This is a genomic window from Trinickia sp. NRRL B-1857 (assembly GCF_050470685.1).
Taxonomy (GTDB): Bacteria; Pseudomonadota; Gammaproteobacteria; order Burkholderiales; family Burkholderiaceae; genus Trinickia.
The window spans coordinates 1,738,490-1,764,850 of sequence record NZ_JBFLUK010000011.1 but is presented as its reverse complement, the minus strand read 5'-3'; the positions used below and the strand labels follow the sequence as shown (position 1 = coordinate 1,764,850).

At 62.0% G+C, this 26,361-nt stretch carries 27 protein-coding genes; 9 read left to right on the top strand and 18 right to left on the bottom strand.

Features of this window, described 5'->3' with window-relative positions; translation table 11 throughout:
* Positions 1–169 precede the first annotated feature (169 nt).
* Both AB1286_RS28225 and AB1286_RS28220 read left to right on the top strand, forming a co-directional pair.
* A complete protein-coding gene (locus AB1286_RS28225; RefSeq protein WP_430366494.1) occupies positions 170–1,336 on the top strand; it encodes a porin in 1,167 nt (388 codons plus the stop codon).
* Positions 1,337–1,424: 88 nt separating this feature from the next.
* The gene (locus AB1286_RS28220) at positions 1,425–2,177 is read left to right on the top strand and encodes a 2-keto-4-pentenoate hydratase (RefSeq protein WP_430366493.1); all 753 of its coding nucleotides are present in this window, start codon (positions 1,425–1,427) and stop codon (positions 2,175–2,177) included.
* On the opposite strand, the gene AB1286_RS28215 is transcribed toward AB1286_RS28220, so the two are convergent.
* The 9 genes from AB1286_RS28215 to AB1286_RS28175 form a co-directional block, all read right to left on the bottom strand.
* A complete protein-coding gene (locus AB1286_RS28215) occupies positions 2,170–3,312 on the bottom strand; it encodes an acyltransferase family protein (protein WP_430366492.1) in 1,143 nt (380 codons plus the stop codon). The genes AB1286_RS28220 and AB1286_RS28215 overlap by 8 nt on opposite strands.
* 289 nt (positions 3,313–3,601) lie before the next feature.
* Positions 3,602–4,537: a malonate decarboxylase subunit epsilon gene (gene mdcH, locus AB1286_RS28210; protein WP_430367350.1), complete on the bottom strand. Its 936-nt coding sequence runs from the start codon at positions 4,535–4,537 to the stop codon at positions 3,602–3,604.
* The gene (locus tag AB1286_RS28205) at positions 4,537–5,187 is read right to left on the bottom strand and encodes a malonate decarboxylase holo-ACP synthase (protein WP_430366491.1); all 651 of its coding nucleotides are present in this window, start codon (positions 5,185–5,187) and stop codon (positions 4,537–4,539) included. Before AB1286_RS28205 ends, mdcH begins: the two co-directional genes overlap by 1 nt.
* A gap of 30 nt (positions 5,188–5,217) precedes the next feature.
* Complete coding sequence (gene mdcE / locus AB1286_RS28200) at positions 5,218–6,039, bottom strand: biotin-independent malonate decarboxylase subunit gamma (protein ID WP_430366490.1); 822 nt, start codon at positions 6,037–6,039, stop codon at positions 5,218–5,220.
* A complete protein-coding gene (locus AB1286_RS28195; RefSeq protein WP_430366489.1) occupies positions 6,036–6,938 on the bottom strand; it encodes a biotin-independent malonate decarboxylase subunit beta in 903 nt (300 codons plus the stop codon). The genes mdcE and AB1286_RS28195 overlap by 4 nt, the downstream gene beginning before the upstream one ends.
* Complete coding sequence (locus AB1286_RS28190; RefSeq protein ID WP_430366488.1) at positions 6,935–7,246, bottom strand: malonate decarboxylase subunit delta; 312 nt, start codon at positions 7,244–7,246, stop codon at positions 6,935–6,937. The genes AB1286_RS28195 and AB1286_RS28190 overlap by 4 nt, the downstream gene beginning before the upstream one ends.
* Entirely contained in the window at positions 7,234–8,160 is a 927-nt protein-coding gene (locus AB1286_RS28185) for a triphosphoribosyl-dephospho-CoA synthase (RefSeq protein WP_430366487.1), read from the bottom strand. The genes AB1286_RS28190 and AB1286_RS28185 overlap by 13 nt, the downstream gene beginning before the upstream one ends.
* A 3-nt stretch (positions 8,161–8,163) precedes the next feature.
* A complete protein-coding gene (gene mdcA, locus AB1286_RS28180; RefSeq protein ID WP_430366486.1) occupies positions 8,164–9,825 on the bottom strand; it encodes a malonate decarboxylase subunit alpha in 1,662 nt (553 codons plus the stop codon).
* A 52-nt stretch (positions 9,826–9,877) separates the two neighbouring features.
* The gene (locus tag AB1286_RS28175; protein ID WP_430366485.1) at positions 9,878–10,684 is read right to left on the bottom strand and encodes a GntR family transcriptional regulator; all 807 of its coding nucleotides are present in this window, start codon (positions 10,682–10,684) and stop codon (positions 9,878–9,880) included.
* Between the two features lie 148 nt (positions 10,685–10,832).
* On the opposite strand from AB1286_RS28175, the gene AB1286_RS28170 reads away from it, so the two are divergent.
* Positions 10,833–12,131: an MFS transporter gene (locus AB1286_RS28170; protein WP_430366484.1), complete on the top strand. Its 1,299-nt coding sequence runs from the start codon at positions 10,833–10,835 to the stop codon at positions 12,129–12,131.
* Positions 12,132–12,169: 38 nt separating this feature from the next.
* Here AB1286_RS28170 and AB1286_RS28165 read toward each other — a convergent pair whose 3' ends face one another.
* Entirely contained in the window at positions 12,170–14,290 is a 2,121-nt protein-coding gene (locus AB1286_RS28165; RefSeq protein ID WP_430366483.1) for a hypothetical protein, read from the bottom strand.
* A gap of 511 nt (positions 14,291–14,801) precedes the next feature.
* On the opposite strand from AB1286_RS28165, the gene AB1286_RS28160 reads away from it, so the two are divergent.
* On the top strand, positions 14,802–15,164 hold the full coding sequence (locus AB1286_RS28160; RefSeq protein WP_430366482.1) for a hypothetical protein: 363 nt from the start codon (positions 14,802–14,804) through the stop codon (positions 15,162–15,164).
* Positions 15,165–15,406: 242 nt separating this feature from the next.
* Positions 15,407–16,138 (top strand): PAS domain-containing protein, encoded by a 732-nt coding sequence (locus AB1286_RS28155; protein ID WP_430366481.1) that lies wholly within the window; start codon positions 15,407–15,409, stop codon positions 16,136–16,138.
* Between the two features lie 6 nt (positions 16,139–16,144).
* Here AB1286_RS28155 and AB1286_RS28150 read toward each other — a convergent pair whose 3' ends face one another.
* Positions 16,145–16,558 carry a helix-turn-helix domain-containing protein gene (locus tag AB1286_RS28150; RefSeq protein ID WP_430366480.1) on the bottom strand — a complete coding sequence of 138 codons (414 nt, stop codon included), beginning with the start codon at positions 16,556–16,558 and terminating at the stop codon, positions 16,145–16,147.
* A 445-nt stretch (positions 16,559–17,003) separates the two neighbouring features.
* Here AB1286_RS28150 and AB1286_RS28145 point away from each other — a divergent pair, with 445 nt between their 5' ends.
* Entirely contained in the window at positions 17,004–17,216 is a 213-nt protein-coding gene (locus tag AB1286_RS28145; RefSeq protein ID WP_430366479.1) for a hypothetical protein, read from the top strand.
* A 234-nt stretch (positions 17,217–17,450) separates the two neighbouring features.
* On the opposite strand, the gene AB1286_RS28140 is transcribed toward AB1286_RS28145, so the two are convergent.
* Both AB1286_RS28140 and AB1286_RS28135 read right to left on the bottom strand, forming a co-directional pair.
* A complete protein-coding gene (locus tag AB1286_RS28140) occupies positions 17,451–18,995 on the bottom strand; it encodes an SH3 domain-containing protein (RefSeq protein WP_430366478.1) in 1,545 nt (514 codons plus the stop codon).
* A gap of 65 nt (positions 18,996–19,060) precedes the next feature.
* Positions 19,061–19,960 (bottom strand): ATP adenylyltransferase family protein, encoded by a 900-nt coding sequence (locus AB1286_RS28135; protein WP_430366477.1) that lies wholly within the window; start codon positions 19,958–19,960, stop codon positions 19,061–19,063.
* Between the two features lie 300 nt (positions 19,961–20,260).
* Between AB1286_RS28135 and AB1286_RS28130 the strand changes: the two genes are divergently transcribed.
* Positions 20,261–21,241: a hypothetical protein gene (locus AB1286_RS28130; protein ID WP_430366476.1), complete on the top strand. Its 981-nt coding sequence runs from the start codon at positions 20,261–20,263 to the stop codon at positions 21,239–21,241.
* A 40-nt stretch (positions 21,242–21,281) separates the two neighbouring features.
* Here the strand turns inward: AB1286_RS28130 and AB1286_RS28125 are convergent, their stop codons facing one another.
* The 3 genes from AB1286_RS28125 to AB1286_RS28115 form a co-directional block, all read right to left on the bottom strand.
* Positions 21,282–21,560, bottom strand: a complete 279-nt coding sequence (locus AB1286_RS28125; RefSeq protein ID WP_430366475.1) for a hypothetical protein — start codon at positions 21,558–21,560, stop codon at positions 21,282–21,284.
* 96 nt (positions 21,561–21,656) lie between these two features.
* On the bottom strand, positions 21,657–22,697 hold the full coding sequence (locus AB1286_RS28120; RefSeq protein ID WP_430366474.1) for a TadG family pilus assembly protein: 1,041 nt from the start codon (positions 22,695–22,697) through the stop codon (positions 21,657–21,659).
* A gap of 58 nt (positions 22,698–22,755) precedes the next feature.
* Positions 22,756–23,232 (bottom strand): TadE/TadG family type IV pilus assembly protein, encoded by a 477-nt coding sequence (locus tag AB1286_RS28115; RefSeq protein ID WP_430366473.1) that lies wholly within the window; start codon positions 23,230–23,232, stop codon positions 22,756–22,758.
* A gap of 523 nt (positions 23,233–23,755) precedes the next feature.
* Between AB1286_RS28115 and AB1286_RS28110 the strand changes: the two genes are divergently transcribed.
* Positions 23,756–24,202, top strand: a complete 447-nt coding sequence (locus AB1286_RS28110) for an Hsp20/alpha crystallin family protein (protein ID WP_430366472.1) — start codon at positions 23,756–23,758, stop codon at positions 24,200–24,202.
* Between the two features lie 31 nt (positions 24,203–24,233).
* Positions 24,234–24,635, top strand: a complete 402-nt coding sequence (locus AB1286_RS28105; protein WP_430366471.1) for an Hsp20/alpha crystallin family protein — start codon at positions 24,234–24,236, stop codon at positions 24,633–24,635.
* A 71-nt stretch (positions 24,636–24,706) separates the two neighbouring features.
* Here AB1286_RS28105 and AB1286_RS28100 read toward each other — a convergent pair whose 3' ends face one another.
* Both AB1286_RS28100 and AB1286_RS28095 read right to left on the bottom strand, forming a co-directional pair.
* Complete coding sequence (locus tag AB1286_RS28100) at positions 24,707–25,363, bottom strand: methyltransferase family protein (protein ID WP_430366470.1); 657 nt, start codon at positions 25,361–25,363, stop codon at positions 24,707–24,709.
* Complete coding sequence (locus AB1286_RS28095; RefSeq protein WP_430366469.1) at positions 25,364–26,350, bottom strand: type II secretion system F family protein; 987 nt, start codon at positions 26,348–26,350, stop codon at positions 25,364–25,366.
* Positions 26,351–26,361 lie beyond the last annotated feature (11 nt).

Genomic DNA, 26,361 nt, shown 5'->3' with positions numbered 1-26,361 from the left:
GGACTTGCCGACTCGCTCGTGCAACCATTCTGTGCATCGCGTCGCCGATGCGTGGCGACGAATAGTGCGAGGAAGGCCCAGAGCGATCCAATCGCCGATAACAACAAGCAGTCGGGCGCGGCCCGGTCAATAAAACCTTTCGAATTCACTAGCCGGCTTGGAGCACTAGATGAAAAAACACCTTTTTTCGCTCGCCGCTTTAGGGGCATTTGCGGTACCCGCGTTCGCGCAGTCGAGCGTGACGTTGTATGGCGTGATTGACGAAGGCTTCAACTACACCAACAACGTGCAAGGCAACCATAATTACGAGTTGGCCAGCGGCGACGTGCAGGGCAGTCGCTGGGGGCTCAAGGGCGCCGAAGACTTGGGCAACGGCCTGAAGGCGGTCTTCCAGCTCGAAAACGGTTTTGACCTGAACTCCGGCCGCCTGGGGCAGGGCTCTCGCATGTTCGGCCGGCAGGCCTTCGTCGGTCTGTCGAGCGAAGCCGGTACGGTTACGCTGGGCCGCCAATACGATGCGCTCGTCGACTATCTGGCACCCACCACCGGTAACGGCAACTGGGGCGGTTATTTGCTGTCCCACCCGTTCGATAACGACAATACGGACAATTCATTCCGCGTCAATAATACGATCAAATACGCGAGCCCTGACTACGCCGGCTTCCAATTCGGAGGCACGTATAGTTTCAGTAACGACACGGGTTTCTCGAATAACCGGCAGTACAGCCTCGGCGGGCAGTATCAGCGCGGCGGTTTGCTGGTGGCCGCGGCCTATTTGCAGGCGAACAATCCGGGCGTGACGACGGGCGGCGCCATTGCGACGAACGACGCGAACTTCGTGTCCTCGCGGCTGCGTATCTTCGGCGGCGGTATCAACTATACGTTCGGGCCCGCCACTGCCGGCTTCGTTTATACGAATACGAATATCAGCAACCCCACGGGCAATAACTCGTACTTAACCAACGCTGAGTCCTTGCTGCCCACCACCGGGCCGCTCGCCGGCGCAACGGTGAATACGCTTAAGTTCCAAAACTTCGAAGTCAACGGCAAATATCAACTCACGCCCGCGCTCTACGTTGGGGCGCAGTACATCTACACGATGGAAACCTACGACACGACGCTCGGCGGCGTGAAGCCGAAGATCCATACGTTCGGGCTGATGGTCGATTACAACCTCTCGAAGCGCACCGACGTCTATATCCAAGGCGCGTTCCAGAAGGTGGCGGGCGACAGCACCGGCTCCTCGCTCGATCATGCGTTGATTCCAGGGGCGGACGACTTGTCGAGCACCTCGAAGCAGGCCGTGGCGCGCGTGGGGATTCGCCACAAGTTCTAACTCGACTCGGATAGATCCTAGACTGACGAATGGGCGGCGCGTGTCGCGCCGCCCATTCTTATATCGGCCCATCCGATATTGGAAGATCATGACCCATCCGCAAGAACTGGCCGCGCGGTTGGTGCAAGCGCGCCGGACGCATACGCTCATCGATCCGGGCTCGTTAGGGGCCGAGAAGCCCACGAACGCCGACGATGCCTACCTCGTGCAGCAACTCGTGTTGGCAGAACTGGGCGGGTGCGCCGGATACAAGATCGGCGCCGGCTCGCCGACGGCGGTCCCGTCGTGCTCGCCTTTACCGGCGACCAAGGTTTTCGGCGCGGCGACTGGTATCCGTCAAAGCGATTACGCGCGGATCGGGCTTGAGCTCGAGATCGCTTTCAGCTTTGCCGAGGATGTGGACCATACTTTGTCCGAGCAAGCGGATGAGGTCATCGATGCGATCGATACGATGTCGGTCGTCGTCGAAATCGTCGACAGCCGCTTCGAGTCCTGGCCGGAGGTGGATCCGTTGCTGCAACTGGCCGATCTACAAAACAATGGGGCATTCGTGATCGGCGAGACACGCCCATACGATCGGAATTTCGATTTCAGTATGCCGCATGTCAGTTTTTACTGCGGCGACCACTCGATCTTTCAAGGCAAGGCACAACATCCCGCGGGCGATCCGCGGCGCTTGATCGCGTGGCTCGTGGCCCGCACGCTCGAAACGGGGCATTCGATTCCGGCGCGTACCATCCTCTCGACGGGCTCCTATACGCCGTTTTACGTGGCGACGGGGCCCGGCGTCGTGCGTGGGTCGATCGAAGGATTCGGGAAAATCGAATTCGAAATCAAGTAGCCGAGCCTTCCCCTTGCTCGCGCATGATGCCTGTTGCCGTTTGCGGGGCGAACGTCGTGGCGGCTTGCGGCTGGACGTGCCGAGGCGAGAGCACGCGCCGCAGCCATTTCCTGCCGGGCAGTTCGATGAACCGATGCGTCAAGTGGCTTGCGGCGAACAGCATCGCGAGCAAAACGAAAACCTGCATCGTCGGCGAGCCTGCGAGCGCGGCGCTCGCCTTGCGTGCTATCGATAGGCCTTCCATCGGAAAGCGTTGCACCATGTAGAGGCAATACGAGATCTCGCCAAGATAGACGATCGGACGAAACGCCAGCAGCGGCGCGACGAAATCGGCGTTGGAGGACAGCCCGAAGATGAGCAGGCCCAGGCCGATTACCGTCAACGTATCATGCCGAACGACGATGCCGAGCGCGATGATGCCGATTGCCGCGAGACCGAGCATGCGCGGCAGCGTCGCGAATGCCGAGGCACGCCGCAGGCGAAACAGCAGGACTCCGGCGTAGAACTCCGGAATCAATCGTGCGAGCCCTCCGGGCAGCGAGAGTGCCGTTGCGGAGTGCCACTCGAGCGCCGCCAGCGCGCCGGCGGGCACCACGAGCAGCACCGCCGCGAAGAGCCGGTTACGTGCGGGCGCCAGTGCGACGAAGAGCGGGAAGAAGACATACGCGAACCATTCCGCACTAACCGACCAGGCGACATCGTTCCAGCCGGTCACGAAATCGAACGACCACGCATTGAGCAAAACGAAATTCGCCGCGAGCGCCGGATAGGTGTTTTGCGCAGTGCCGATGACATGCTTGTGTAAGACGAAGTGCCTGATGCAGACAAGACCGATAGCGCCAAGCAACGTCACGAAGTGGACCGGATAGACGCGTGCGAATCGGGCGCCGACGAACGCCCGATAGTCGAGCGGCCGGCCGTTGGCATAGTTGTACGCGAGGATGAAGCCGCTCAGAATGAAAAAGCCGTCGACGCCGAGATAGCCTTGGTCGAATGCGAGGAAGCGGGTGCCGAAATCGATAAATGCGCCGTTCTCGAACGGATGGAAGAGGTGCCGAGTAACGACCCAAAGGGCGAGGAAGGCACGGAGCCCTGTGAGTTGATCGATCTGACGCACGTTGTCGTTTGGATTCATTCGCGGCCCTTTTTTAGAATGTATTGCCGATTCGGGGGGCATCAGCCGGCGCCGCGCTCGGTGTTTCACTACGCCGTGCACGCATGCCCCTCGATCGTCTCGATTGGTCAATGATGGCCGATGAACGGGCCGATTGGGCAGGAGAATGGCAGCGCGATCTCGCCAATCTCTCGTCGATTTACGTCGCAACGACGCAGTGATCGTCAAATGAAATAAAAGTGAAAGAAAGCGTGCGGGATATTGGCTTCGGTTCGACGCATGACGTAGGTCGCACGAACGCCGGCGATAGTTACGCGCCGTCCCCGATCCGTCGTTTCACGCTTTCAATGAACCGATCGTCGGCGAACGCGGCCGCCGCAAGCGCGGCAACGTCCGGATACGCCGCATGCACGATGTCTGTCGATACGCGCCCGGGCGGTGCTTCGAGGATGAGTGTCGCGCCACGCTCGACGATCGTCGTCAGTACATCGAACCATCGCACGGTGTAGCGCATATTCGTCGCGAGGTCATCGCGAACATCGTCCCCGCGGTACAGCGCACGTGCGCGACGGTTGCCGATGTAAAGATGCTTCGGCGTACCGACCGGTATGGCCGAGGCATAGTCGACGAGCGTATCGCAGGCGTCCCGCAAGAGTTCGCAGTGGGAAGGGACGCTGACCGCGAGCCGTTTCGCGCGGTGTGCACCCGCCGCTTGCGCGCGGTCATTGAACGCATCGAGCGCCGCGTCGGAGCCGGCCACGACGATTTGACGAGGCGCGTTCACGTTTGCCACATACACGCAGCCGCCGCCCGGCGCGCCCTCGGTGCCGATCAGCGCTTCGATTTGCGCCTCGGTCAACCCCTCGATCGCGGATAGGCCGTAGCCCTTCGGGTAAGCACGTTCCATCAACTCGGCGCGCCTCTTGACCATCCGCAGCGCATCGGCGAAGGCAATGGCCCCGCAGCCGACGGCCGCGGCATAGGCGCCGACCGACAAACCCGCATGCACTTGCGCTTCGATACCGGCCTCGGCAAGTCGCCGTGCAGTCGCCACGCCGGCGACGGCGAGTGAGATTTGAACGGCCACGCTCGATTGCAGCGCTTCTTCCGAATCGAGGCTCAGAACGTCGAGCGATAAAGCATCGGAGGCTTCCTCGATCGTCGATGCCACGACGCCGTGCGGCGGCAGGCGATGCAGGAAGCCGGCGCTTTGCGCCCCTTGGCCCGGATAGAGCAGTGCGAGCATCATGCGTGCTCGCCGACCGAAGGCCCGGCCCACGGATCGTCGACAAGTCGCGGTCCGCACACCGAGCGCGCCATCACGCGCGGCTTGCCTTGCGCCCACTCGACGAGCGCGACGCCTCCGGCAGGCGTTTCGAGTTGCGCGTCGATATGCAGGCCTAGGTCTCGTTCGAGTTCGGCCAAACGTTCGCATAGCATTCGTGCATAGGCGCGAGAAAGCGGCGACGGCATTCGTATCAACAGATCGAGATCGCTCGTTTGCGTGACGGTCGGCTGCGTCGTAGTCAGTTCGAAGCCGACGCTACCCGTGGGTCCCCAAACGAGCGCATCGAGGGTGCCTCTCTGGACGATTTCGCGAAGCGCGGCGAAGGCTTTGAGCGCCGCGCGGGCGGGGCTCGTGCTTCGTTCGCGGAGTCGTTCGGGCGGATACGCCGAGAGGACGGCCGCACGCGGCACATATGCACCGTACCGTTCGGCGCGCGTAGCGCCGCGAAAGCCGACGGCGACGAAATCCTCGGGCGCCTGCGCCCTGCGCACCACAGCGTACGGCGCGAGCGCGAACGCATCGGCAAGCCACCGAGGCGCGTCGGTCGCCACCGGCAACGCATCGAGCCGGAGCAGATCGTGCGCGCCGAATGTCATTGCTTCGGGCAAATCACACTCGCTCATCTCGTCCAACATTCGTCAATCTGCATCCCATTGCGACGCTAGCCGCCGCCGCACTTCGATGGAGGCTGCGCGCGTGGTCCGCGCCGTTTCGGAATCGAGCCGACGAGAAAGCTCGCGCGAGCCGTTGCGCGCCGCTGCCACGGCGGCCTCGAGGGCCGCTCGCACGGTGGCGATCTGCGTGTCGGTCGGCGCGTCCGCATCGACGCCTTCGATGAGTTGGTCGAGTAAGCCCAATTTCGCGAATCCGCCCTTGAGCGAATACGACATCGGCGTGATGGTCTCACCGAGTTCATCGAGTGCCTCGACGCACCGGCGCGTCACGCGGGCCGCCGCTTCCTTGCCCATCGCATGGACCATCGTGCCGGGCGCATCGAGCGCGAGGATGCGATCGGCCTGGTAGCCGTGTGCGAGAAAGGCGCCCGACATCGCCGGGCCCACGATCAACGCAACGATCGGATGACCGGCGAGCCGCGCGGACGCATAGGCATCGACAGCCGCCGCGCACGCGAGATGAATGCCGAGCATTTCCTCGCGATAACCGTAGGCCTGGCTCTTGACGTCGACGATCGCCACGATGGGCCGCTTTGCGGCAGCGGTCGCGTCCGTGTTCAGGGTCTCGCGTACGGCCTGCGCAAGACGCCAGCCTTGCTCGAGGCCGATGACGTTGTCCCGCGCGCGCGGGAAGCGGTTCTCGGGATCGGGTACGACGGCGATGAAGCGGGCCGGCTCGGCGCCGAGCGCGGCATCGGCATAGCGAACGGGCGCGTTGCCGGCGGGCGTACCCGCGAGCGCGCGCAGCCATCGTTCGCCGCGCGATAGGGCAATCGTCTCGTTCATTGGGCGTCCTTATCGGTCGATGCGTGCGCGGCCGAGCGACGCTCGCCGTTTCCAAAAAGCGCACGCATATCGCCGGGCGAGATCGTCGCGGGATCGACGCGCGCGAGTAGCGCTAGGTAATGATCGACCGCTTGCGTGCGGTGGATCGCGGGCACGCCGGCCGCGAACGCGGCTGTCACGGCGGTACGGATCTCGTCCACGTCGTCGCCGGCTAGATGATCGGCGAGCCCTGTTGCGACGCGCTGCTCGCCGCCGATCAGTTGCCAGATGCGGCGCCGATCGCCGGCGTCGAGCTCGTCGATCCCGGCTTCTTGTTCGATGACCTCGGGGCCGTTCATGCCGAGCCGGCCTTGCACCGTCATGACTAAACGCGTGCAGAGCGCGGCCGCGAGCGACATGCCGCCGAAGCATCCGACCATGCCGGCGATGACGCCTACCACGGGCACATAGCGTCGCAGCGCGACGATGGCGGCCTGAATTTCGGCGATGACCGCGAGACCGAGATTCGCTTCTTGCAGCCGCACGCCGCCCGTTTCGAAGACGATGACGGGACGCACGATCTTGCCGCGCTCGCAGTCTCGTAGCGCGAGTTCAAGCGCCCCGGCGATCTTGCTGCCCGACACTTCGCCGATGCTTCCGCCCTGGAACGCCGATTCGATCGCGCAGACGACCGCCGCTTGGCCGTCGATCGTCCCACGCGCAATGACTGCGCCGTCGTCGGCCTGACAAACGATCCCTTGTAGCGGCAGCCACGGCGAGGTCATGCGATCGAAGGGGCCGAGCAATTCGCGGAACGTGCCGGCGTCGAGCAGACACCGAGCGCGCTCGCGTGCCGTCAATTCGATGAAACTCGCGCGCGCCATGAAAGGCGCGGCGGCGGTTGCGTGGAGCGTGTTCATTCGCCGGCTCCCTGCCCAGCGTCGGAAAGCTCCGCCGCTTCGGCCAGACGCAGTGCGACAACGCCGGGTGTCGCGCCGAAATCGTTGATCTCGATCGAAGCGGCCCCGTCGTAACGCGTGAAGAACCGTTCGAGGACGCTTTTCCAAATGTGCGAATAGCCGTCTACGCTCGTGTTGACGATCACGCGGGCTTGCATCGTCTCGCTGGGCGCGAGCAGCACTTCGAGGTCGCCCGAACCGACCACGCCCACATGAGCGCGTGCGGCGACCGTGCGACGCGCCGGGAAATCGAACGTTAGATGCTCCATCTTTGTTTTCCCTTGGAGGCGCTCGGCGGCGCCAGCCTGTCGATAAATAGGGTTGCCGCAAGCAAGTCCGCGGCGCCGCCCGGGGAGGCATTGAGCGCCAGCAGATGCGATTCGAGTCGGGCGAATTCAGCTTGTCCTTCGGCCGTCGAACTGCCGCCTAACGATAGGACCGTTTGCGCGCCTCGCTTGGCGGCGGCGAGCGCCGGTGGGCCGGCGCGATGCAATAGGCAGGTATCGTCGAGCGTCGTCATGATGGCTAAAAGCGCATCGATTCGCGCCGCGCTCTCGGCAATGCCGCGCAGGCGCGCGGCGCGTAACGCCGGCAGCCCGATATGCAAGGCATGCGGAAAGCCTTCCTGCGCTTCGCGCCGCGCGCCGCCTACGCCGTAAAGCGCGCGCACGCGTGAACCGTTGCTTGCCGTGATCGGTGCGCCGTGGTCGGGAAAGCAAGCGATTTGCGCGCCGATCGCGCAGATCGTTTCGGCGGACGATAGGGACGGCTGCACCAGCTCCGAATAGATGGTTGCGCCCGCAACCAGTAGGCCGACGATCCAAATCGCCCCGCGATGGGTGTTGCTGCCTTGCGTGGCGCCTAGCATGACCGCTTCCCCGGCTCGGCCGATCGCGCCCAATTCGGCGCGCAAAGCGGCCGACGGACGCATGCCGCGAGCCGCCCGCGAGAGGGCGGCGAACGTCGGCTCGAGCACGCGCGCGGAGCGCTCCATCAAGGCGAGGTTCAGATCGCGATGTGCCCCGTTGCCGCGCCGATCGACGAGCGCGGGCTTCGGGGTTGCGTGCGCCTCTTCGATCAATGCGTCGGTGGCCATGCGGCCGAGCCGCGTTGCGAAATCATCGTCCGGCGTAGCCGGAACCGGCTCGACGCGCTTTACGTTGCAAACGACTCGCGTAGGCATGCGTCACCAACTCCTGAAACGAGCCGGCGGCGCATATAGGCCGCCCGACCAGGTTACGAGATCGTCGATGCTGCGAGCGGCCAGCAATGCGCGCTTCGCTTGCGCGCGCCGAATCCCGAGATCCTCGGGGTAGGCGACGATGCCGCGCCGCCTGAGTTCGGCCGTGCGCTCGGGCTTCGCGCGCAAGCCGATCGGCGTGACGCCGGCAACGGCGGCCAGCGCCGCGCGCCGTTCTTCGACACCCTCGGCCTTGTGCAAGTAAGCGATGCCTTCCTCGGTCACGACGTGGCTGACGTCGTCGCCGTAAATCATCACGGGCGCGATCGGCATGGCGCTTTTGTTGCCGACGGCGATCGCATCGAGTTCATCGACGAACGTGGGCTCGCCCCCTTTCTTGTAGGTCTCGGCGAGTTGAACGACAAGCTTGCTGCCGCGCGAGATCGGCCCGGCGTTTGCCTTCGCCAATTTGAGCCACGCCTCGCTCGCGTGACGCCGGCCGCGCGGATCGTGTCCCATGTTCGGCGCGCCGCCGAAACCGGCAAGGCGTCCGCGCGTGACGGTCGACGAATTGGCGTCCGCATCGATTTGCAGCGTCGAGCCGATGAACAGGTCCACACCATATTGGCCCGCCAATTGGCACAGCACGCGGTTGGAGCGCAAGCTGCCGTCGCGGCCCGTGAAGAATACATCGGGGCGCGCGGCAACGTAGGCCTCCATGCCGACTTCGCTGCCGAAGCAATGGACGCTCTCGATCCATCCCGATTCGATGGCGGGAATCAGCGTGGGGTGGGGATTGAGTGTCCAGTTCGTGCAGATCTTGCCTTTCAGGCCGAGTTCTGCGCCGTACGTCGGCAGAATCAATTCGATGGCCGCGGTATCGAAGCCGATGCCGTGGTTCAGCGAGGTCACGCCATACGGCTCGTAAATGCCGCGGATGACCATCATCGCGGTCAGCACCTGCAAGTCGCCGATGTGACGCGGATCGCGCGTGAACAACGGTTCGACGGCGAACGGCTTGTCCGCTTGCACGACCACGTCGACCCACGAGCCCGGTATGTCCACACGCGGCAGCGTATCGACGATTTCATTGACCTGAACGATGACGATGCCGTGCCTGAAGGCGGCGGCCTCGGCGATCGTCGGCGTGTCTTCGGTGTTGGGGCCGGTGTACAGATTGCCGTGCCGGTCGGCCTTTTCCGCGCAGAGCAACGCGACGCGGGGCGTCAGGTCCACGAACATCCGTGCATAAAGCTCGACGTACGTGTAGATCGAGCCGATTTCGAGCAGACCGTCTTCGAGCAGTTGAGCGACGCGTAGGCTCTGCGGTCCCGCGAACGAAAAATCGACCTTGCGTGCAATGCCGCGTTCGAACAGCGTCAGATGCTCGGGGCGGCTGATGCTCGAGATCAGCAGGTGGATGCCGTTGACGATATCGGGATCGACGCGCGCGAGCGAGCGAGACAGGAAATCGGCTTGCTTTTGGTTGTCGCCTTCAAGCGCGACGCGATCGCCGGGATGGATCAATACTTGAAGCGCGTCGACGATCCGTTCTCGCGGAAGGATGCCGTCTTCGAGCCACGGCGCTACCGCCGCTAGCCGGCGCGCTTTCTCGTCGCGCAGCGTGGTCCAGCTACGAGGCGACGGGTGTTCTGTTACGGAGTTCATCGGAAGAAACGACTCCTATGTTCGGGACTTCGGACGGCCGTGGATCGATCGATCAATTCGTGCGGCTGATGCGCTTTTTCGGCGCGAGTATAAATGACTGGGCTGCGGGTGCTTTGCCGCGTTTGCGCGCGGCCGGAGCTGGCGCCGCGGCCGGCTCGCTGAGCAGACGATAAAGCAGCTCGCCCGTACCGAGCAAATGATCGGCAATCAGTTTTTGCGCGGCGACGATATCTTTGCGCCGAACGAGGCGCATGAGCTGACCATGCTCGTCGTCGGAGACGCGCTTGTGTTCCGGCAGCCCGAATTTCACGCGCAAATAGCGTTCGCCACGCCGATGCAGCGTGCCGATCATCTCGATCAATTGAGGACGACCGGCCGGCGCGTAGAGACCCATATGGAACGCTTCGTTGCGTGCCACATAGAGCGCGGGATCTCGTTCGAGTTCCGCCGCCTCGTAGAGGGCCTGCACCTCGCGCAGCGTGGCCTCGGTGTGATGGGGAATCGCCAGCGTGAGCGCGAGGCTTTCGAGCGCCGCGCGGATTTCGTAGATTTCGCGTGCCTCGGCGGCCGAGAGCGGGGCGACCGTGGCCCCCTTGTGCATTTCGACCTTCGCCCATCCCTCGCTTTCCAATTGACGCAGCGCCTCGCGCACCGGAATCGCACTGACCGAGAAGTGGCGGGCCACGGCGTCTTGCCGTAGCGGCGCACCTGGCGGCAAACGGCCGTCTACGATTGCCGCGCGCAGCGCGTCGGCCACCATGCGGGACGCGCTCGTACGCGGCGCGACATCCACGGCGGCGAGCGGCAGGCCCGAATCGGACTCGGGCTCTAGGGGAAAACGATTCGTTGCATCGGTCATGGTGCTCGATATTATATACAAAATATTAGATTTGAAATCGGGCAAACCCGGGGCACATCGGGCCCGCAAGGACGAGACGCGGCAAGCGCCGCGCTCTCGTGCAGTCATGAGACGTCAGTAGTCCTAACCGCTTCACCGGAGGAGTCAGATGAGTTCAATGACAGACACCGCGCGTGCCGCCCGACGACGCACGCCGCTCAATCGTTCGCAAATCGCGGGTTTTTGGGGCGCCTGGGCGGGCTGGACGCTCGACGGCATGGATTCGTTCATCTATGCGCTCGTGCTGACGCCCGCGCTGACCGAGTTATTGCCGCGCTCGGGCTATGCCGCGACGCCGGCGAACGTGGGGTTGGCCGGGTCGATTCTCTTTGCGCTGTTCTTGGTGGGGTGGGGCCTGTCGTTCATTTGGGGGCCGCTTGCCGACCGGTTCGGGCGCACGAAGGTCTTGGCGGGGACGATTTTCACGTTCGCGATCTTTACGGGCCTCGCCGCGACGGCCCATAGCGTCTACGAGCTGGGCATCTATCGCTTTCTGGCCGGCGTGGGGATCGGCGGCGAATGGGCGTTGGCCGGGACCTACGTGGCCGAAGCATGGCCCGAAGACCGCCGTAAGATGGGCGCCGGCTATTTGCAGACGGGTTACTACGCGGGCTTCTTTTTGGCGGCCGCGCTCAATTACACCGTCGGCGTGCATTTCGGATGGCGAGCGATGTTCTTGACGGGAGCGGTCCCGGTGGTCATCGCGATTCTCGTGCTGTTGCGCGTGAAAGAGCCCGAGAAGTGGAAGCAGGCGGAGGCGCGTGTCGTTCACGCCAAGCCGCTTGCCACGATCCTAGGACCCGGTTATCGGCGCCGCACGTGGGTGGCCTGCGCGCTGTTGACGATCGCGATCGTCGGTTTATGGGCGGGTGCGGTGTACGAACCGTCGGCGGTGATACAGCTTGCATTGAAGTCTGGCATGGACAAGGCCGGCGCGATCAAGACCGCGTCGCTCGCGACCGGGTTGCTGTCGATCGGCACCATCCTCGGCTGTTTGGCCTTGCCGCCGCTCGCGGAGCGCATCGGGCGCAAGAAGACGTTGGCGGTCTACTTCGCCGGCATGGCCGTTTCGATCGTCGGCAGCTTCGGCTGGGCGTTTTATTTACCGGGCGGACTCGCTCCGTTCATCGCGTGGCTGTTCGCGCTCGGATTTTTCGGGGGCAATTTCGCGCTGTTCAGCTTGTGGCTGCCCGAGCAGTTCGAAACGCGCGTACGTGCGACGGCGTTTGCGTTTTGCACCTCGTTCGGCCGCTTCATCGGCGCGGGCGTGAACTTTCTGCTCGGAGCGGCCGTACTGCATACGCATACGCTCGGGCTGCCCGTTGCGTTGACGGCGGTTGCATTCGTGATCGGATTGTTCCTCATTCCGTTTGCACCGGAGACGCGCGGAGAAGCGTTGCCGCAATAGCCGAAATAGCCCCCGGTGCATAGGCGTCGCGAACCTCGTTATCGCGCGGCGATGCGGTCGTTGCCGTTCGCCGCTTGCCACCAGAATTTGGCGGCGCGCAGATTCGGGTCGGTGATCGCAAGATAGGTCGTACTCCAAAGCTGAGCGGCGTTCGCCTCGGTCGCATCCGCGCTATGGGTGCCGAACGCCTCGGCTTGATACGTGCCGTTGGTATAGGACCACGTCCACATCTCCGATGCGCGCATCTGGGAGGCATTCGAAATCACCTGCCAGATACGCAAGCGCGCGTTGGTCAGCAGGGTTCTGACGTCGGCGGGCAAGTCTTGGCGTGCGAGTTGCCGGTCGAGCCCGGCCACCCACATCGCTTGCTGCCAAGACCAGACGACGGTGCCGTGATAGGCGGCATTGGTGAAGCGCGGCCAGAGCGCAGCATCGGCATAGGCCGGATTCGCGACGAGCATACCCGCGTCGGTCACGAGGCCTACCGGGAACGGCTGAACGGTCGCGGTGACGATCCTTGTGAGGACGTCGGATGAGGGTGTGCCGAATAATAGAGCGAAGCCGCCGTCGGAGTTCATGACCGGGATCGGATTGCCCTGTTCATCGAGCGAAACGGCATAGAACGAGGTAGTCGACGTTGGAAGGGTGCCGGCTGGTATCCCTGTTTGCGTGGCGTAGCTCGGTACGTCCGCCGCGGCTTGCGATGCCGATACCGATACCTGGAACAGCGGCGCCGCGGCCGATTCCCATATCGATGCTTGCTGCGCGGCATCGGCGAGGGCCGTGCGCTGGTCGCTGCTGAGGTAGGGGTCGAGCAACCCGCTATCGAGAAACCGGCTCGCGGCCCGTAGGGCGGCCGGTACGAGTACGGCGTTGACGTCGTAGGGGTAGACGCCGCCCGCTAGTCCATCGGTACTGTCGCGCCAATTGCCGACGATTTGTCCCGAACGCAAATGGATGAGGTTCGAGGCGATGCTTTGCTGCGAGAAGGCGCGCGCGGTATTGGCGACGTGCACGAGATTCGTGACGAAGCGGCTACCGTTCGTTTGTCCGCCTTCTTCCGTCTGTGCAAGATACGCGGCTGCCCGCGCGGCGCCGCGCGTATCGTCGAGGAGCCAGGCAGCCATGACCGGGCCGAGCATGTAGTCGCCGTCGATCATTTTGTAATCGTAGGTGGGGGTGGCGTTGTTGCCGCGGCCGTTTTTCTCGTTGTCGATGACGGCGAATTCGCCGATGCCTTCTTCGTGCGCGACGATCCCATCAGGCGAAAGCCGGCTCAAGACGGATGTGAGTCCGGCTTCGATGGCGGGAGGCTGCAAGACGGGCATGAGCATGCGCACTGAGATCAGCGTGTCGCGGCCGAAGTAGGTGTCGTACTGCCAAGACCCGGCGAGCAGTTTGTCGCCGTAGCTGAGAAACTGGACGACGTTTTGGCTCTGCGTGTCGGGGTTGACGGTGTTGTTGAACAGATCCGCATGCGTGATCGGCGTGAGGGGCGTCTCTCCGGTCCATGAGAGAACGTGCAAGTGGATGCTGTTGGCGCCGTTCGCGGCATTGAACACGAGCGAGCCGGTTGCGTCCGTACTGACCGTTCCGCCGCCCGTCAATTGGACGGTAAGCTCATATCCGGCGGCGCCGTCGACGCGATCGCGTTGCCAGTGGATGGTGCTTCCGTTGACGACGGGTTGAGTCTGAACGCTCGCAGGTGCCGGATAGCCGCCGTTGTAGTCGCGCATGAAGCGCACCGAGGTCAGCAATGCGCCGCGCAGCGTCAATTGCTGCGCATTGACCGAGACATTGGCCGAGATGCCGTAAAGCGCCCGGCCGCGACTGTCGTGATCCAAAGTGGGCGAAATGGCGGAATCGAGCGTCCACGTGACGGGCTGTGCGGTATCTTGGAACCATAAGCCGGTCCCGCTGTTGCCGGCGGGGAATACGACGAGCAGCCTCGGCTTGGTCGACGAACGCATCAGTAGGTGTGCGGCCACATTGCCTTGACGAAAGAACTCATTGGTTTGCCCGCCTGCCTGCATTTCAAAGGAAAGCGCTTCGCCCGTTGCGGGCGCGGTGGTGTCATTGCTGCCGCCCGAGCAGCCGGCTATCAAGCTCGCGAAGACGATGAGCAAGCACAAAATGCGAGTCGAAGAGATTTCCTTCATGTGCGTCTCCTTTTCTTTTGGGATTTCAATGCGTCGCTTGATGCTTAGCTGTGGCGTTATTTATGTTTTTTTGTTTGGGTAGTCGAGAGCGAGCAATTAAAGTGCCTAGAAATTCCGGGGGCGGCGCGGAGTGGTCTAATATGAGCGAGCGGAATGATAGTCGGCAATGGAGGGGCTTGGATAGCAAGGTAGATTGAAGGCGTTTTATCGAGTTTTGAAATTTGAAATTTAGTCAACTATCAAAAATATTAGGTTTTGACGAAGGTGAAGTTCCCTTTTCGGCACTTCGCGGCATCTTGTGTATCGAGAAAAATGTCTGTAGTGTCATTGGTCCGATGAAAAGACCTTGCCCGCGGCAGGAAGCATCCCTGTATGCATCGGGATCGGGCAGTGATTTCAAAGCATCATCCGGGGGCACGCAAACGCGGAAATATTCCCACTCCAAGTGATGCCCCTATTTTTGCCGATTCATAGGCGGCTTATTGGCGCTACGGCGCCGCGGAGGTCAGCTATGTTCTTCGTCGATGAAGGTGACGTCGACACATTCTTCCACCTGACTACGGGCGGTGAAAGTCCATATTGGAGCATTGCAGGCGATAGCGATGCGCTTTGCCTGGGTGGTTCCCCGCAATGCTCGGACATTGCATGTAAGTTGAATGCGGTCGATCTAGAAAAACTGCGTTCGTTGACCGATGAGCCTGAAGAAGTGTTGTGCTCGCTCTCATTTTACGGACAGCAATTCAATGTCTTCCTCGTAGGTCGCCAAACTTCGGGCAATAAATGGCAGGGAATCGCATCGGCTCGCTCTCGGTTAGCGACGACGAACGCGTCGTTGGGTGACGCCGGCGGGAAGGCATATTACGGCACGCGTTGACTGCGGACGCATCTTGACGCTAGGTGAGCGCTATGAAAGGGAATGGGGCATTTCGCGATCTTGAAGACCTGTTGGGTACGACGAGCCCAGTCTGGAAATTCGCCAGCAATAGTTGCGCGCTGACGCTTTGCACTACGGGCGAAGGAATCGAGTCGAACGTTACGGTCGAGCTGAGCGCCCGTCAAGCCGAGCGAATTCGGAGTCTAACCGGGGTGACCGGTGTACTCATCTTGGATGTACAGATGCTCGGCAGGCGCTGCAAACTGCATCTAGTGGGAAAAAAGATCAGCGCCTACGAATGGGCGGGTGTTGCGGCGCTTTTGACGGATTCCGAATCCGTTGCCGAAAACTCTCTGCAAGCATTGGCATTCGCCGAAGGAATCGTATCGGAGGTGAACGCGATTGTCGTTGTGTTGGATAGAGCATGTACGATACGACGATTCAACAAGAGAGCCGAAGAATATACGAACTGCAAAGAGGAAAACGTAATAGGCGAGAATGCGCAAGCGCTGTTCATGACGCCCGACGAGGGGCAGAGGTCGAAGGACAACATATCGCGGTTTTTTGACGAAGGGCGGTCGACTGACGTCATGCGAGTGATTCAGACCGTGAACGGTGCTCGCTCCTTTATCTTTCGAAATAGATTCCTTCGTCCGATGCACGACGGCAAGCCCGAACTCATCGTCTGCTCGGGGGTGGAGGTCAAGCACCCCGATCCCGTTCCCGCGATCGAGGAAGACGATGAGCTGAGCGTTGGGTTGACCGAAGTGCATGCCGCCGACGTGATGCGCAAGATCATGAACTGGGGCGCGCTCGTCAACGGTGCGAGGGCTTTGCTCGACTCCGATCATGGCGTTCCCGACCCGGACGCGCTTGAGGACGCTAAGCGCCTTGCTGCATGGGCAGTTCGAGACGCGCACAGTCTCTATGACGAGATCGATGCAAGGCTCGTTTGTGCCCGCAGACGGAAGTAATAAGCGTTAATTCGGATCGTCGTTGCTGCCGTCTGCGGCGCGTTTTGTGCGGGCAGCCTTCGGCGTGCCATGCAGTCGGCTCGTTTGCCGGGCCGCGACCAAACCTTCGACAAAGCGGCGAGTTATTTCCAGTTCTTCCGGCGTAAGCGCCTCGAGCCACTCGGGAGCGGGTAGGCTGCCCGTCATAGGACCTCTATCGAGGGCAAGCCATACAGGATTTACGCCGTAAAGTAAGGCAAGCGCAACCGTGAATGCCGACCCGGCTCCCGTTTGCTCGAGCTCCGCCAGATTGCTTGCAGATATCCCGATTTCTTCAGAGACCTGGCGTTGAGTCAATCCCTTCCGTCGCCTGGCAAGAAAGAGGCGTTCTCCAAACGGGCTGCGTCCCCGGCCATCATCCGAACTCTTACTTTTTTCCATCAAGGCTCACTGTATTGCATGTTCGGAATTCCGAACAAAAACATTTGTATTTGATCGGAATTCCGTTATTATAGCTGAGCCGAAAACCGGCCGCGGCTCGCTGTTATCAGTGGTCAGTGCGTTATCGATGCTTGCGATGACATTCACGCGGGAGGGTGCTCCATTCGTTGCGCCTCGAAGATTACCGCGCAAATGACGCGTGGTGAAGTAAAGATGGATCTCCTGATAGCAAAGCTCGAGGCAGCAGCGGTCGACGTTGGTGGTGACCCGTCAACCTCGGCGAGACCCAACGACGCGGATGGTATCGCCTGTGGCAACGGCAGGAAGCACAAATTGACCTTGCCGTAATGATGCTCGATATCGATCCAAGAGTATGGAGATTAGTACTCCTAACGGACTCTATCGGGCTTTTCAAGTCGTCGATCTGATAGCGGAGGGACAATCAGTGAACTTGCGAATTGTGCGGATTCGGCGCGCCATACGCACGCTGCTCACCTTCATCGCGTTGGCGGCGGCGCTCGGTGTCACGTACTGGATCGTTCAGCTCGGCTCGATAAGTGAATGTATTACGTTCGGGGTGCTTGCTCTTGGCTGGGTCGGCTGGGTCTGGCTCCGACGTCCGGAGATGAGCGGCGTGGGTCGGCACGTAGGGGAGTGACGGATCAAGCGAAGTCCGGGGCTAACCGACAATGAAGAGAAAACGACGCCTTGAGGCCGCAATCGGTCCTGCTGCTCGCGAACAATCGGACCCGTGGGCCGATCGCCACGATCGAACGTGGGCTTGGATCGTCCGCACGGGCGTCGTCATCTTCGGAGCGGGGCTGCTCGGCCTGGCCGGTTTGGCGGCTACCGAAGCGTTTGAAGCGTTCGAAGGCGTTCGGTCTCCCAGCGCTCAGCTAGCAGGATTCTCCTCGGCCGGCGGCGGCGCTGCGCCGCTCGGCATGCCGAGAATCGATAGTTGAAATATGCGCGTCGCGGCAAGCGATTCGAGGCTGGGATCTTCCGGTACGCGCAGCAGTAAAGGAAAGATCACCGAACCCCCGATCACGGAGCGCCGGCTGTTGTCGGCGGGACGCATCCCCCAGATGTCCTGATAGACAAGCGGGACCGTGCGTCCGTCACGCGTGGTGTTTCCCAGATAAAGCATAACGTGCCCGCCGATATAGATCAGCGTACGCATCGGCTTACCGTGTTCGATCAAATAATCGAGCCGCTGCTTCGGTGAATCGGCGGAAAGATCGGTCATATCGCCGGCCGTCATTTGCGCCGACGAGTGGCGCGGCAACCATACGCCGAACGCGGCGAAAATGCTCTGCAATTCGGAGGAGCAATCGTTATAAAAATTCATGTTGCCCCAGCCATAAGGGCGGCCGATCAACGATTTGATCAGCAACGCCAAATGGCGAGGGGTGGCGGCGATCGGCGCGGGAGCGATCGCCGCATTGGTCAGTTGCGCTTCGCGTATGACGGCGCGACCCTCGATATCGCGGGCGGGAACCAGCACGGTGTACTGACCCGATGCACCGTCGGCCGGGGAAGTTGCGACATGTGCAAGCGGTAGCAGCGTGCCCGCCGTCGCATTGAAGCGAAAGACGCCGGTCGTATCGCCGACGGCCGTCGACGCCGCAACGATCACACCCCAGCCGTTGCTCGGCCGATGGGTCCAAGCCGAAACGAACGCATCGTCGACGGTGCCCACCCCGCTTGCAAGTACCCACCCTTGAACGTCAGGTGTTTGCACGTAATCCCAGGCGCCGTCCACGCTGTGCCCAAGCACGTAGAGCGGCGTGCCCGGCCGGACCGAAGAGATCTGCAAATTGTCGAACGGATAACCTTGGCCTGCGAGCGTATGCGAATAGAAGGACGGATCCATCGTCGGCAATTCGCGCACGAGTAGCGCATCCGTCGCGATTGCCCGCGCGTTGGGCGTATAGCGGGGCGCCTGCGCGAATTGCTGCAAATTCATATTGCGCTCGATATCGTCGATCCACCGAGCATCGTGAGGCAGATAGTTCTGCCCATAGCCGATCGTTTTGCTCCCCTTGCCCGCGTTATCGTAGTTACCGATGCGGCGCAGTTGCAAGTCGACGATGTCGGCACCGTCGTCGGCGTACAGGCGATCCGCGATGTGCTTCGGATTCCAAGGCGACGCGTCATGTTCACCGTTGCCGAAATAGCGAGCGAGAAACGCGCTCCAATGCGCTTGCTGCTGTGCCATGCTCAAAAACGGCGTGTCGTAATCGGCGCTGGTTGGATCGATCCAGTGGTCGACGTTCTGATCGTACGCCGCCATCGGAAACGGCCCGATGGGATCGACGTATGCATGAGCCGCACTGGGGGGATTCGGTGCCGCACACGCGGCGAGCGCGAGTACGAATGAGGCAAGCGCGGCGCGAATGCAAAGGGCGCGCGTCGACGTAACGACAAGGGCGGACATGGGAAAGACGGTTCGTCGAGAAAAGTATGACCCGGACATGATAATCCGTTCGCCGAACGAGCCGTCTAGACGACATCCCGGCGCGGCAGCGCGACTCGGCGCAGCAGCGTCATCGGGCCGATGGCGCGGACGGTCTCCATCTCCTGCGCGTTGCGTACGAAAAGCGACCCGGCGAAGCCGAGCGAGTTCACGGCGATACCCTCGACTTGCTCGGCGCTACGCGGCACGAGCAGCATCCACTTCGGCGTCACAAGTAAGTTGTAAGGTCCCGATTGATGGTCGCGGCCGGCCACCTTCAGCGCTCCGAGACCAACGGTGCCGAGCAACGTGCGATAGCGCTCGAGTGCTTGGTCGGCCATCTCCGAGACCGATCCCGGCACGAGTCGCGCGAACGCATGGTCGAACGGCAAACCCGGCAGCCGGCCGATCGCCGGCTCCGGCGAGGCGGCGTCGATCAGCACGTCGATCGGAAGCGCCTGGCCCGCGTCCCCTAGCGGCAGCGGCACGATTTGCAGATGCTTATGCGGTTGACTTGCACCGGCATCGCGTCCGCCGTTGTAAAAACCGAGCCCGTCGAACGCGTTCAAACAAGCGAACCACGCTTGAAAATCGTCGCGATCGAGGAGCGCTTCTTGCGGTTCGAACGCCCGCGTCACGATCAGCAAGTGGCGATCGATGACGTTGAACTTATTGAGAAGCGCGAAGTGCGTCGGCGATAGGTCGGCGACAAACAGATCAGGATCGTGCGGGAGGAACGGATCGACGAACGATCCGGTCGAACGCCTCGTTTGCGAAGACTTGCGCACCAAGCTCGACACTTGCCTGACGACGAAACGAACGCCCGCGTCATCGAGCGTGGTTTGGGTCGTCTCGATCGGATGGATTGCACCACAAGCGAGCGCATGAGCCGATTGCGCAACGAGAGCGGGCCACAGCGCATCGGGCCTAAGCGAACGGAGAGTCATCGTCGAATTGAACGTCTAGCAATCGATGTCGGCATTGTGACGCAAATGCGGTGAGGCAAGCGCGGCTGTCGCGATAGACGCGGTCCTCGATAGATTTCGACGGGGTGGAACCGGTACGATTGTCGATGCAGGGCGAGATGTCCAAACTGTGCCGACGACGTGTCTCGAACCACCGATTTTTAAGAGGTTCTAAGCGGAAAAAAGCGGTTGCGTCCGTGAGATCTTGTTCTAGACTGCACTGCCGTGCGAGGGCGTTTCAGCAAAACCAATAAGAAAGCGATAGGTCTCAGGGAGAAAGCGATGAACATTCGGCTGGCGCAAACCCGCTCGCCGTGGGCGACGCTTGTATTGCTAGACATGGCGGTCAGTTCTCCGAGCAGTCGTCTCTACCGGAATGGCCGTCAGCAAGTCGAGTTGACCGTGCGGCTGCGCGCGCTCGATGCGATGGGCGAGTCCATCGCGCTTAGCGACGCACAGCGCGACAGCATTAGGCTGATCGACTACGACACCGGGCAGCCGCTGCCGAACGTGCCGCCGTCGGGCGAGGTCGCGCAGGGATGGGGCGCGACCCGGGTGCGCAACCGATACGCATTTTTTCCCGGCAGCGACGAACGCCGATCCGCGGACAAAGCGCGGACGTTAGGCGAAGAGTCGATCGTTTGGTATGTGCAGACGGTCGAGACGCGTCCCAAGCGAATCGGCTGCCAAGTGCGCGGCGACGACGGCATGCTCTCGGCGTGCACCGGCGACGCTAGCGTGCCGTTCGTGCAGTTGACCCCGGAGCGGCTACCGGCGCAGGATTTCGCGCGGACGGTCGAGTATCGCTGCGAGCGGGAAAGCGCGTTCCCGCCGAACATGGGGCGCGGCGATTCGGCGCGCGACGTCGATTATTACTATTGCAGTGTCTATGTGGACGGCCGCCGCTTAGGACTCCTATCGTTCGACGTTCAACCGGCCAGCCTGCTTCATTGCGACGATACGGAAGGGCGCGCCGCGGCGTTCAGCTTCACGGGGTTTGCCGCGCCCGGGGGGAGGTCGATCCATTACGCCGTGCCCTCGACGCTCGATGCGCACCGGCACCGCATCGTCGCGCGGCCCCGCGCCGGAGAGGGTGTCATCGTCGTCGTGCACGGCGAGGCCAGTGCGCACGATCGTCCCGCGCGGCTCGCGTGGGAGTCGTGCGATATTCATGCGATCGACGAGTTCGGCACCCCGCACGCGATGCGTATCGCCTTCGCCACGTCCGGCGCGCGCCGGACGCTCGAGTTCGCGCGACGCTGAGTCGATGCGCTGACGTTACGCGGCGCCGGTCCGCACATCGTTATTCGCCGAAAAGGCTACGGATGTCCTTGGCGTCGTCGGTGTCGGACAAGTTGTATTCGGCCCGCACCGCGCGCAGTACCTCGTCGACGAAGCGATCGTATCCGACGGCGTTGCCGAAGTGCTTCATCGTCCAGTTGCATCCGCTCGCATCGAGCTCCTGCTTCTGCGGGCGCGGCACGCGAATTTTGACGCCGTCTTCGACGATCTCATGGATGCGATGAAGGCGGCGGCTCACTTCGTCCTGTAGACGCGAAGCGTTCATAGTCTTGCGGATCACGGTACCTCCTGATGGGGCGGTATTGCATCAGCCGTGACTATGCCATGGATGAGCGCCGTTCGGCCCTGGGCATCCGTGCCTGCGGCGCTCGCCTCTTTAGTTGACCAAAACCGGCGGGATATAGGCGCCGTAATAAGACGGCGTTCCGCCTCCTCCGGGCCCTACGTTCGTCGGAAGGTAGTTGGTGATGAAGTGGCCCTCGAGGTACGGGTTGCTGCCGTTGGCCGACTTATCGATTTCGAACGGTGCGAATGCGACGATCGGTTGGTTCGAACCCGCCGAGACGTCGGCGACAATGGGCAACAAGACCTGGATCGGCGTCGGCACGGCGTTGTAAATCGAGTTCTTCGTTCCGGTATCGATCCATGTGTTGCTGCCGATACTGAGCGTTGTCGGGTTGCCGTTCGTGATGAGATTGATGACGGTCGGCGTATCGTTGGCAACGGTGTTGAAGGTTGTCCATTGCCCGTAGTAGCAAGAGCCCGTGTGATAGGAGGAGCCGATCTTCACATCGTAGGGCTGGCCCGTCGATGGGTCGATCGTCGGCTGGTTTGTCGTCGAGTTCCAGTAGATACCGAGCATGCACTGGGTGATGGCGACCGGAAAGAGCGCGCCGGGTTTGGCGACGCCCGGTGTGGCGATCGCCGCGACCGCGGTCGCACTGACATCGATCGTGCTGGTGCCGATGAGCCCTGCGAAATAGGTTTGAAGTGGGCCGCCGTTCGAACCGGCCGCACGGCTTACCGTCACTTGCACGGCCGGCAATTCGTTCGCGTTCGGTGTGATCGTCGAGGATTGCATGCCCGAAGGCGAGCCCGTCACGCTCCAATAGCCGGCCGTGACCGTCCCCGTGCTGAGCGCTTGCCCGTCGGCGTAGTTGAGCGCGACCGCGGCATTGGCCTTCGATGTCGCATTGGCCCACGTGGTGGGGGTGTTCGTCCATTTGAGCTGACCGGCACCGGCCAACGCCGCCGCATCGGCGGCGTTTTGCAACTCGTTGCGGACCACCAGCGCTCGCCCGATATCCACGGACAGCGCGATGAACCCCATCATAACGATCAAGAACAGCGCGACATAGACTGCGATCGAGCCGCGTTGCCGGCCGGCGAGCCTTGCGAGTTGAGCGTCGTTGCGCATGATTTTCCCCCGGTCCATCTTATGAGTTGCATCTCGGTTTCGTTCTTTCGCAACCGACTTATTCGTAGTTCATCGTCGTCGTGGCGCTCATCGTCAGCAGGCTCGGCATCGGATCGACGAACGCATTCATCCCGAGGCTCGTGTAGCCGTATGTGACGGTGACCGTGAGCGGGTTGCCCGAGGCCGTGCCCGACGGGTGACTCACGGTCACGGTCGGCGTGGGGTTGCTTCCGAGCGAGATGAGATATGTCGAGCAGTAGTTCGTCGCAACGGTTTGAACCTGCGCGTTCGTCAGTTGCGGCGAGGCGTAGACGATGCCGGCCCGTGCTGCCTCTCGGCTCGCGTTCGTGATGACCGCTTTGTCGTAGAGCGCGATCGAAAACTCGATGATGCCGAACGTGATGACGAGCAAAAGCGGCAGCAGCAGCGCGAACTCGACCACCGCGGCACCGCTCTCATGCCTGCGCCGCCCTAGCCGCCCGAATGGCCGGCGTTTGGCGCGAGACCCGATACGGGTCGGTAGATGATTGTTCATGATTCCCCCGGTTTACTGCGCGATAGCCGAAATGGCATGCCGATGAGCGTTCCGTTCGTGCGACGAACTCGCCCCTTGCTTGCCGGCACCGACGCTCTTGGTTTGCGAGCGGTTGCGCGTTACGTCTTAGCGAAAAGCGCGCCATCGCGCCAGCGGCTGCGCGGGCGCTAGCGAGGCCCAACGCGACAGGATCGAAACCGGTCGTATCCGTCCGGGTTGTCGCACGTGCAATACAGATTTCGGGGAATTTCGGCGCGCCTCGATACGCCCGAAGGTGCGTCGAGCCGGCGGGCGCTCGAAGCGACGGGCTTTCCGCGGCCTATCCGTTTCGAAACGCGCGCCGGCGAGCCCGCGCGATTTGTTTCGTCGATGAAACGGATGGTGCGATAGCCCACACAACGACGGCCCCGCGCGTTTTCTTCTTGAGACCTCTTGAAATCCTTCCGGCCGCCGCTATTTTTTGTTCTGCTCGGACAGCAGATCGTTCCTGCGTGCTGCTCCGGAAACCTTAGAGGGAATAATGATGAGTGACTTCCTATTCGGAAACTTCGGCAGCGATTTGTTCCGCGAATTCAATCGCCTTCAACAGCATATGTCGTCGCTATCCGGCGGCTTTCCCACGAGCCTGCGCTCGGCCCAAAGTTTCTTCCCGCCGATCAACATCGGCACGACGGACGATTCGATCGAAATCGTCGTCTTCGCGCCGGGCTTCGACGCATCGCAATTCGATGTGTCGATCGATAAAGGCACTTTGACGATCGCCGGGGAGCGCAAACGGCCGGAAGCCGCGACGCGTGAGGAAACGCGTTCGTATGCGCGAGAGCGCTATATGGGCGCATTCAGGCGCGTCATCGAGTTGCCGCAAAACGCGAATCCCGACGACGTCCATGCGAAATACACGGACGGCTGCCTTTCGATTCGTATCGGCAAGCAAGAGTCGTCGAAGCCGCGCAGCGTCACTGTTCAGTAATTAACGCAACGATCAGGCGAAGGAACAAACCATGAACAACGAAACCGAAGTCGCGCCGCGTGATGCAGGCGCCCTAAGTCAACGCGAAGCCGGCGCGCGCCGCGCGGCGATCGTGCCGGCTGTCGATATCGTCGAAGACAAGAGCGGTGTGACGGTGTGGGCGGATTTGCCCGGCGTGCCGAAAGACAAGCTCGAAGTGAAGGTGCATGACGGCAACCTATCGATCGAAGCCGAGGCGGTGGTGCCGATGCCGGCAGGGCTTAACGTGACGCACCTCGAAGTGCGCGCGCCGCGCTATGCGCGCGCGTTCTCGATCAGCTCGGACTTGGATACGTCCAAGATCGACGCGAGCTTGCAAGACGGCGTCCTGACGCTACGCATCCCGCGTCGCGAAGCCGCGCTGCCGCGGCGGATCGAAGTCAAGGCCGGTTGAGCCGACGTCCAAGTACGTTTTCGGCGACGCGGTGCCGGCGGAAAATCGCCGGTGCCGCGTCGCCGGCTACGTTAGAAGACGAGCGGTATCAGGCGATAGCGAACGGCTTTGCGATAGCAACGATAGGCGATGTCGGTGGCGAGCATCCGCTCTTCTTGCAGGATGCGGCCCACCTGCAATCCCACTTGAACGACGTGCACCCCAAGATTGAACAGCGAAAAGTTCGTCAGCAAAAAGCCGATATCGGTCACGAAGTAGCCCAGGTACATGGGGTGCCTAACGAATCGGTAGGCGCCGTGCGACACGACGCCTCGATTCGCGGGCAGTACGCCGAACGAGCGCTTCAGCGAGACTTTGGCGAACAGTTGCCACCCGATGCCCGCGATCTGAAGCGACGCACCGACATTCTCGGGCACGAATTGAATGCCCGGGTTCAAGTTGTACGCCATGCACCCGTAGGTGCCGCCTAACGAACAAAGCAACGCCACCGGGCGCCAGTCGCGCCGCACGGGCGTGCGTGAGAACAGCGCTAGGCCCGTCGTGAAGCAACTTTCGACGACGATCAAAAGCAGCGTGATTCGCGTTGGTGCGGCAAGCCATTGAGAGACGGCAACGATGGCGAATACGCCGAACACCGCGACCGTGATGGCACGCAAAATCAGGTCGGCCATGACATGCCGGTCGACAACCGGCATGCTTGCCATCGATTCTTGATCTAGCGAACTCATTCAAGCACCTCCCATGTGGCTCATCGTCGGCAGAAGCTGACGATAGATCTGAATAGCGGCCGGGCCGACGAGGACGACGATCAGTGTCGGAAAGATAAAGAAGATCAACGGAAAGAGCAGCTTGAGCGCCACTTTGGCGGCCTGTTCCTCGGCCTTCATGCGCCGCTTCGTGCGCATGCTGTCGGTGTAGACGCGCAGCGAATCGCCGATGCTCGTACCGAAGCGGTCCGCTTGGATCAGCATCGTCGTGAGCGTATCGATGTCCTCCACGCCCGTTCTGGCCGCAAGGTTGCGCAAGGATTTCTCGCGGCCGGCGCCGGCGCGCAGTTCGAGCAGCACGAGCTGGAGCTCGGTGGTCAACGTCGGACTCTTGGTGCCGAGTTCCTCGGTCACGCGCAGCATGGCGGCATCGAGGCCAAGCCCCGCTTCCACGCAGACGGTCATCAAATCCACGGCGTCGGGCAGCGCTTCGACGATCGCGCGTTGGCGGCGGCTCGTCAAATGCGACATGACAACGTTCGGCGCGTAGAACCCGAGCGCGGAGGCGGCGAGCAAGATGAACAGCGCATCGAGCGTGTGACCCGCGGAAAACCGCGTTGCCGCGAAAGCCAGCGCGATTGCAGGCAGTGCAAGCGCGAGTATCGTTTTAGCCGCGAAGTAGTAGGCCGGCGCCGCCCTGCCGCGAAAGCCCGCATGCATGAAGCGTAGACGCAGGGCCGATTGGTCCCAGTCGTCGTCCTTCGGCTGCGAAAGCTTGGCGACGCGCTCCGAGACTTCGGCGATCCGTTGGCCCCACTTGCTTTCGAGCTGGCCTTCGAGTCCGCCGGTGCCCGCGCCCGACCCGGCCGTCGCGCCGGCGAACGGCATGGAAAGCTCTTCGATGCGCCGCTTCATCGGATTGGGGCGCATGAGTTGCAACGCTCGCAGCACGGTGCCGAAGACGACGAGGAACATCGCCGCAAGCAAAACAATTTGTTCGGTTCTCATGATCGGTCCTT

Coding starts and splice junctions, on each gene's coding strand:
- AB1286_RS28150 (WP_430366480.1), bottom strand. CDS start 16,558: ATGGAAAAAAGTAAGAGTTCGGATGATGGCCGGGGACGCAGCCCGTTT.
- AB1286_RS28120 (WP_430366474.1), bottom strand. CDS start 22,697: ATGCGCAACGACGCTCAACTCGCAAGGCTCGCCGGCCGGCAACGCGGC.
- AB1286_RS28115 (WP_430366473.1), bottom strand. CDS start 23,232: ATGAACAATCATCTACCGACCCGTATCGGGTCTCGCGCCAAACGCCGG.
- AB1286_RS28190 (WP_430366488.1), bottom strand. CDS start 7,246: ATGGAGCATCTAACGTTCGATTTCCCGGCGCGTCGCACGGTCGCCGCA.
- AB1286_RS28155 (WP_430366481.1), top strand. CDS start 15,407: ATGCTCGGCAGGCGCTGCAAACTGCATCTAGTGGGAAAAAAGATCAGC.
- AB1286_RS28095 (WP_430366469.1), bottom strand. CDS start 26,350: ATGAGAACCGAACAAATTGTTTTGCTTGCGGCGATGTTCCTCGTCGTC.
- mdcE (WP_430366490.1), bottom strand. CDS start 6,039: ATGAACGAGACGATTGCCCTATCGCGCGGCGAACGATGGCTGCGCGCG.
- AB1286_RS28110 (WP_430366472.1), top strand. CDS start 23,756: ATGAGTGACTTCCTATTCGGAAACTTCGGCAGCGATTTGTTCCGCGAA.
- AB1286_RS28195 (WP_430366489.1), bottom strand. CDS start 6,938: ATGAACACGCTCCACGCAACCGCCGCCGCGCCTTTCATGGCGCGCGCG.
- AB1286_RS28160 (WP_430366482.1), top strand. CDS start 14,802: ATGTTCTTCGTCGATGAAGGTGACGTCGACACATTCTTCCACCTGACT.
- AB1286_RS28170 (WP_430366484.1), top strand. CDS start 10,833: ATGAGTTCAATGACAGACACCGCGCGTGCCGCCCGACGACGCACGCCG.
- AB1286_RS28220 (WP_430366493.1), top strand. CDS start 1,425: ATGACCCATCCGCAAGAACTGGCCGCGCGGTTGGTGCAAGCGCGCCGG.
- AB1286_RS28225 (WP_430366494.1), top strand. CDS start 170: ATGAAAAAACACCTTTTTTCGCTCGCCGCTTTAGGGGCATTTGCGGTA.
- mdcH (WP_430367350.1), bottom strand. CDS start 4,537: ATGCTCGCACTGCTCTATCCGGGCCAAGGGGCGCAAAGCGCCGGCTTC.
- AB1286_RS28105 (WP_430366471.1), top strand. CDS start 24,234: ATGAACAACGAAACCGAAGTCGCGCCGCGTGATGCAGGCGCCCTAAGT.
- AB1286_RS28130 (WP_430366476.1), top strand. CDS start 20,261: ATGAACATTCGGCTGGCGCAAACCCGCTCGCCGTGGGCGACGCTTGTA.
- mdcA (WP_430366486.1), bottom strand. CDS start 9,825: ATGAACTCCGTAACAGAACACCCGTCGCCTCGTAGCTGGACCACGCTG.
- AB1286_RS28165 (WP_430366483.1), bottom strand. CDS start 14,290: ATGAAGGAAATCTCTTCGACTCGCATTTTGTGCTTGCTCATCGTCTTC.
- AB1286_RS28100 (WP_430366470.1), bottom strand. CDS start 25,363: ATGAGTTCGCTAGATCAAGAATCGATGGCAAGCATGCCGGTTGTCGAC.
- AB1286_RS28175 (WP_430366485.1), bottom strand. CDS start 10,684: ATGACCGATGCAACGAATCGTTTTCCCCTAGAGCCCGAGTCCGATTCG.
- AB1286_RS28185 (WP_430366487.1), bottom strand. CDS start 8,160: ATGCCTACGCGAGTCGTTTGCAACGTAAAGCGCGTCGAGCCGGTTCCG.
- AB1286_RS28140 (WP_430366478.1), bottom strand. CDS start 18,995: ATGTCCGCCCTTGTCGTTACGTCGACGCGCGCCCTTTGCATTCGCGCC.
- AB1286_RS28215 (WP_430366492.1), bottom strand. CDS start 3,312: ATGAATCCAAACGACAACGTGCGTCAGATCGATCAACTCACAGGGCTC.
- AB1286_RS28135 (WP_430366477.1), bottom strand. CDS start 19,960: ATGACTCTCCGTTCGCTTAGGCCCGATGCGCTGTGGCCCGCTCTCGTT.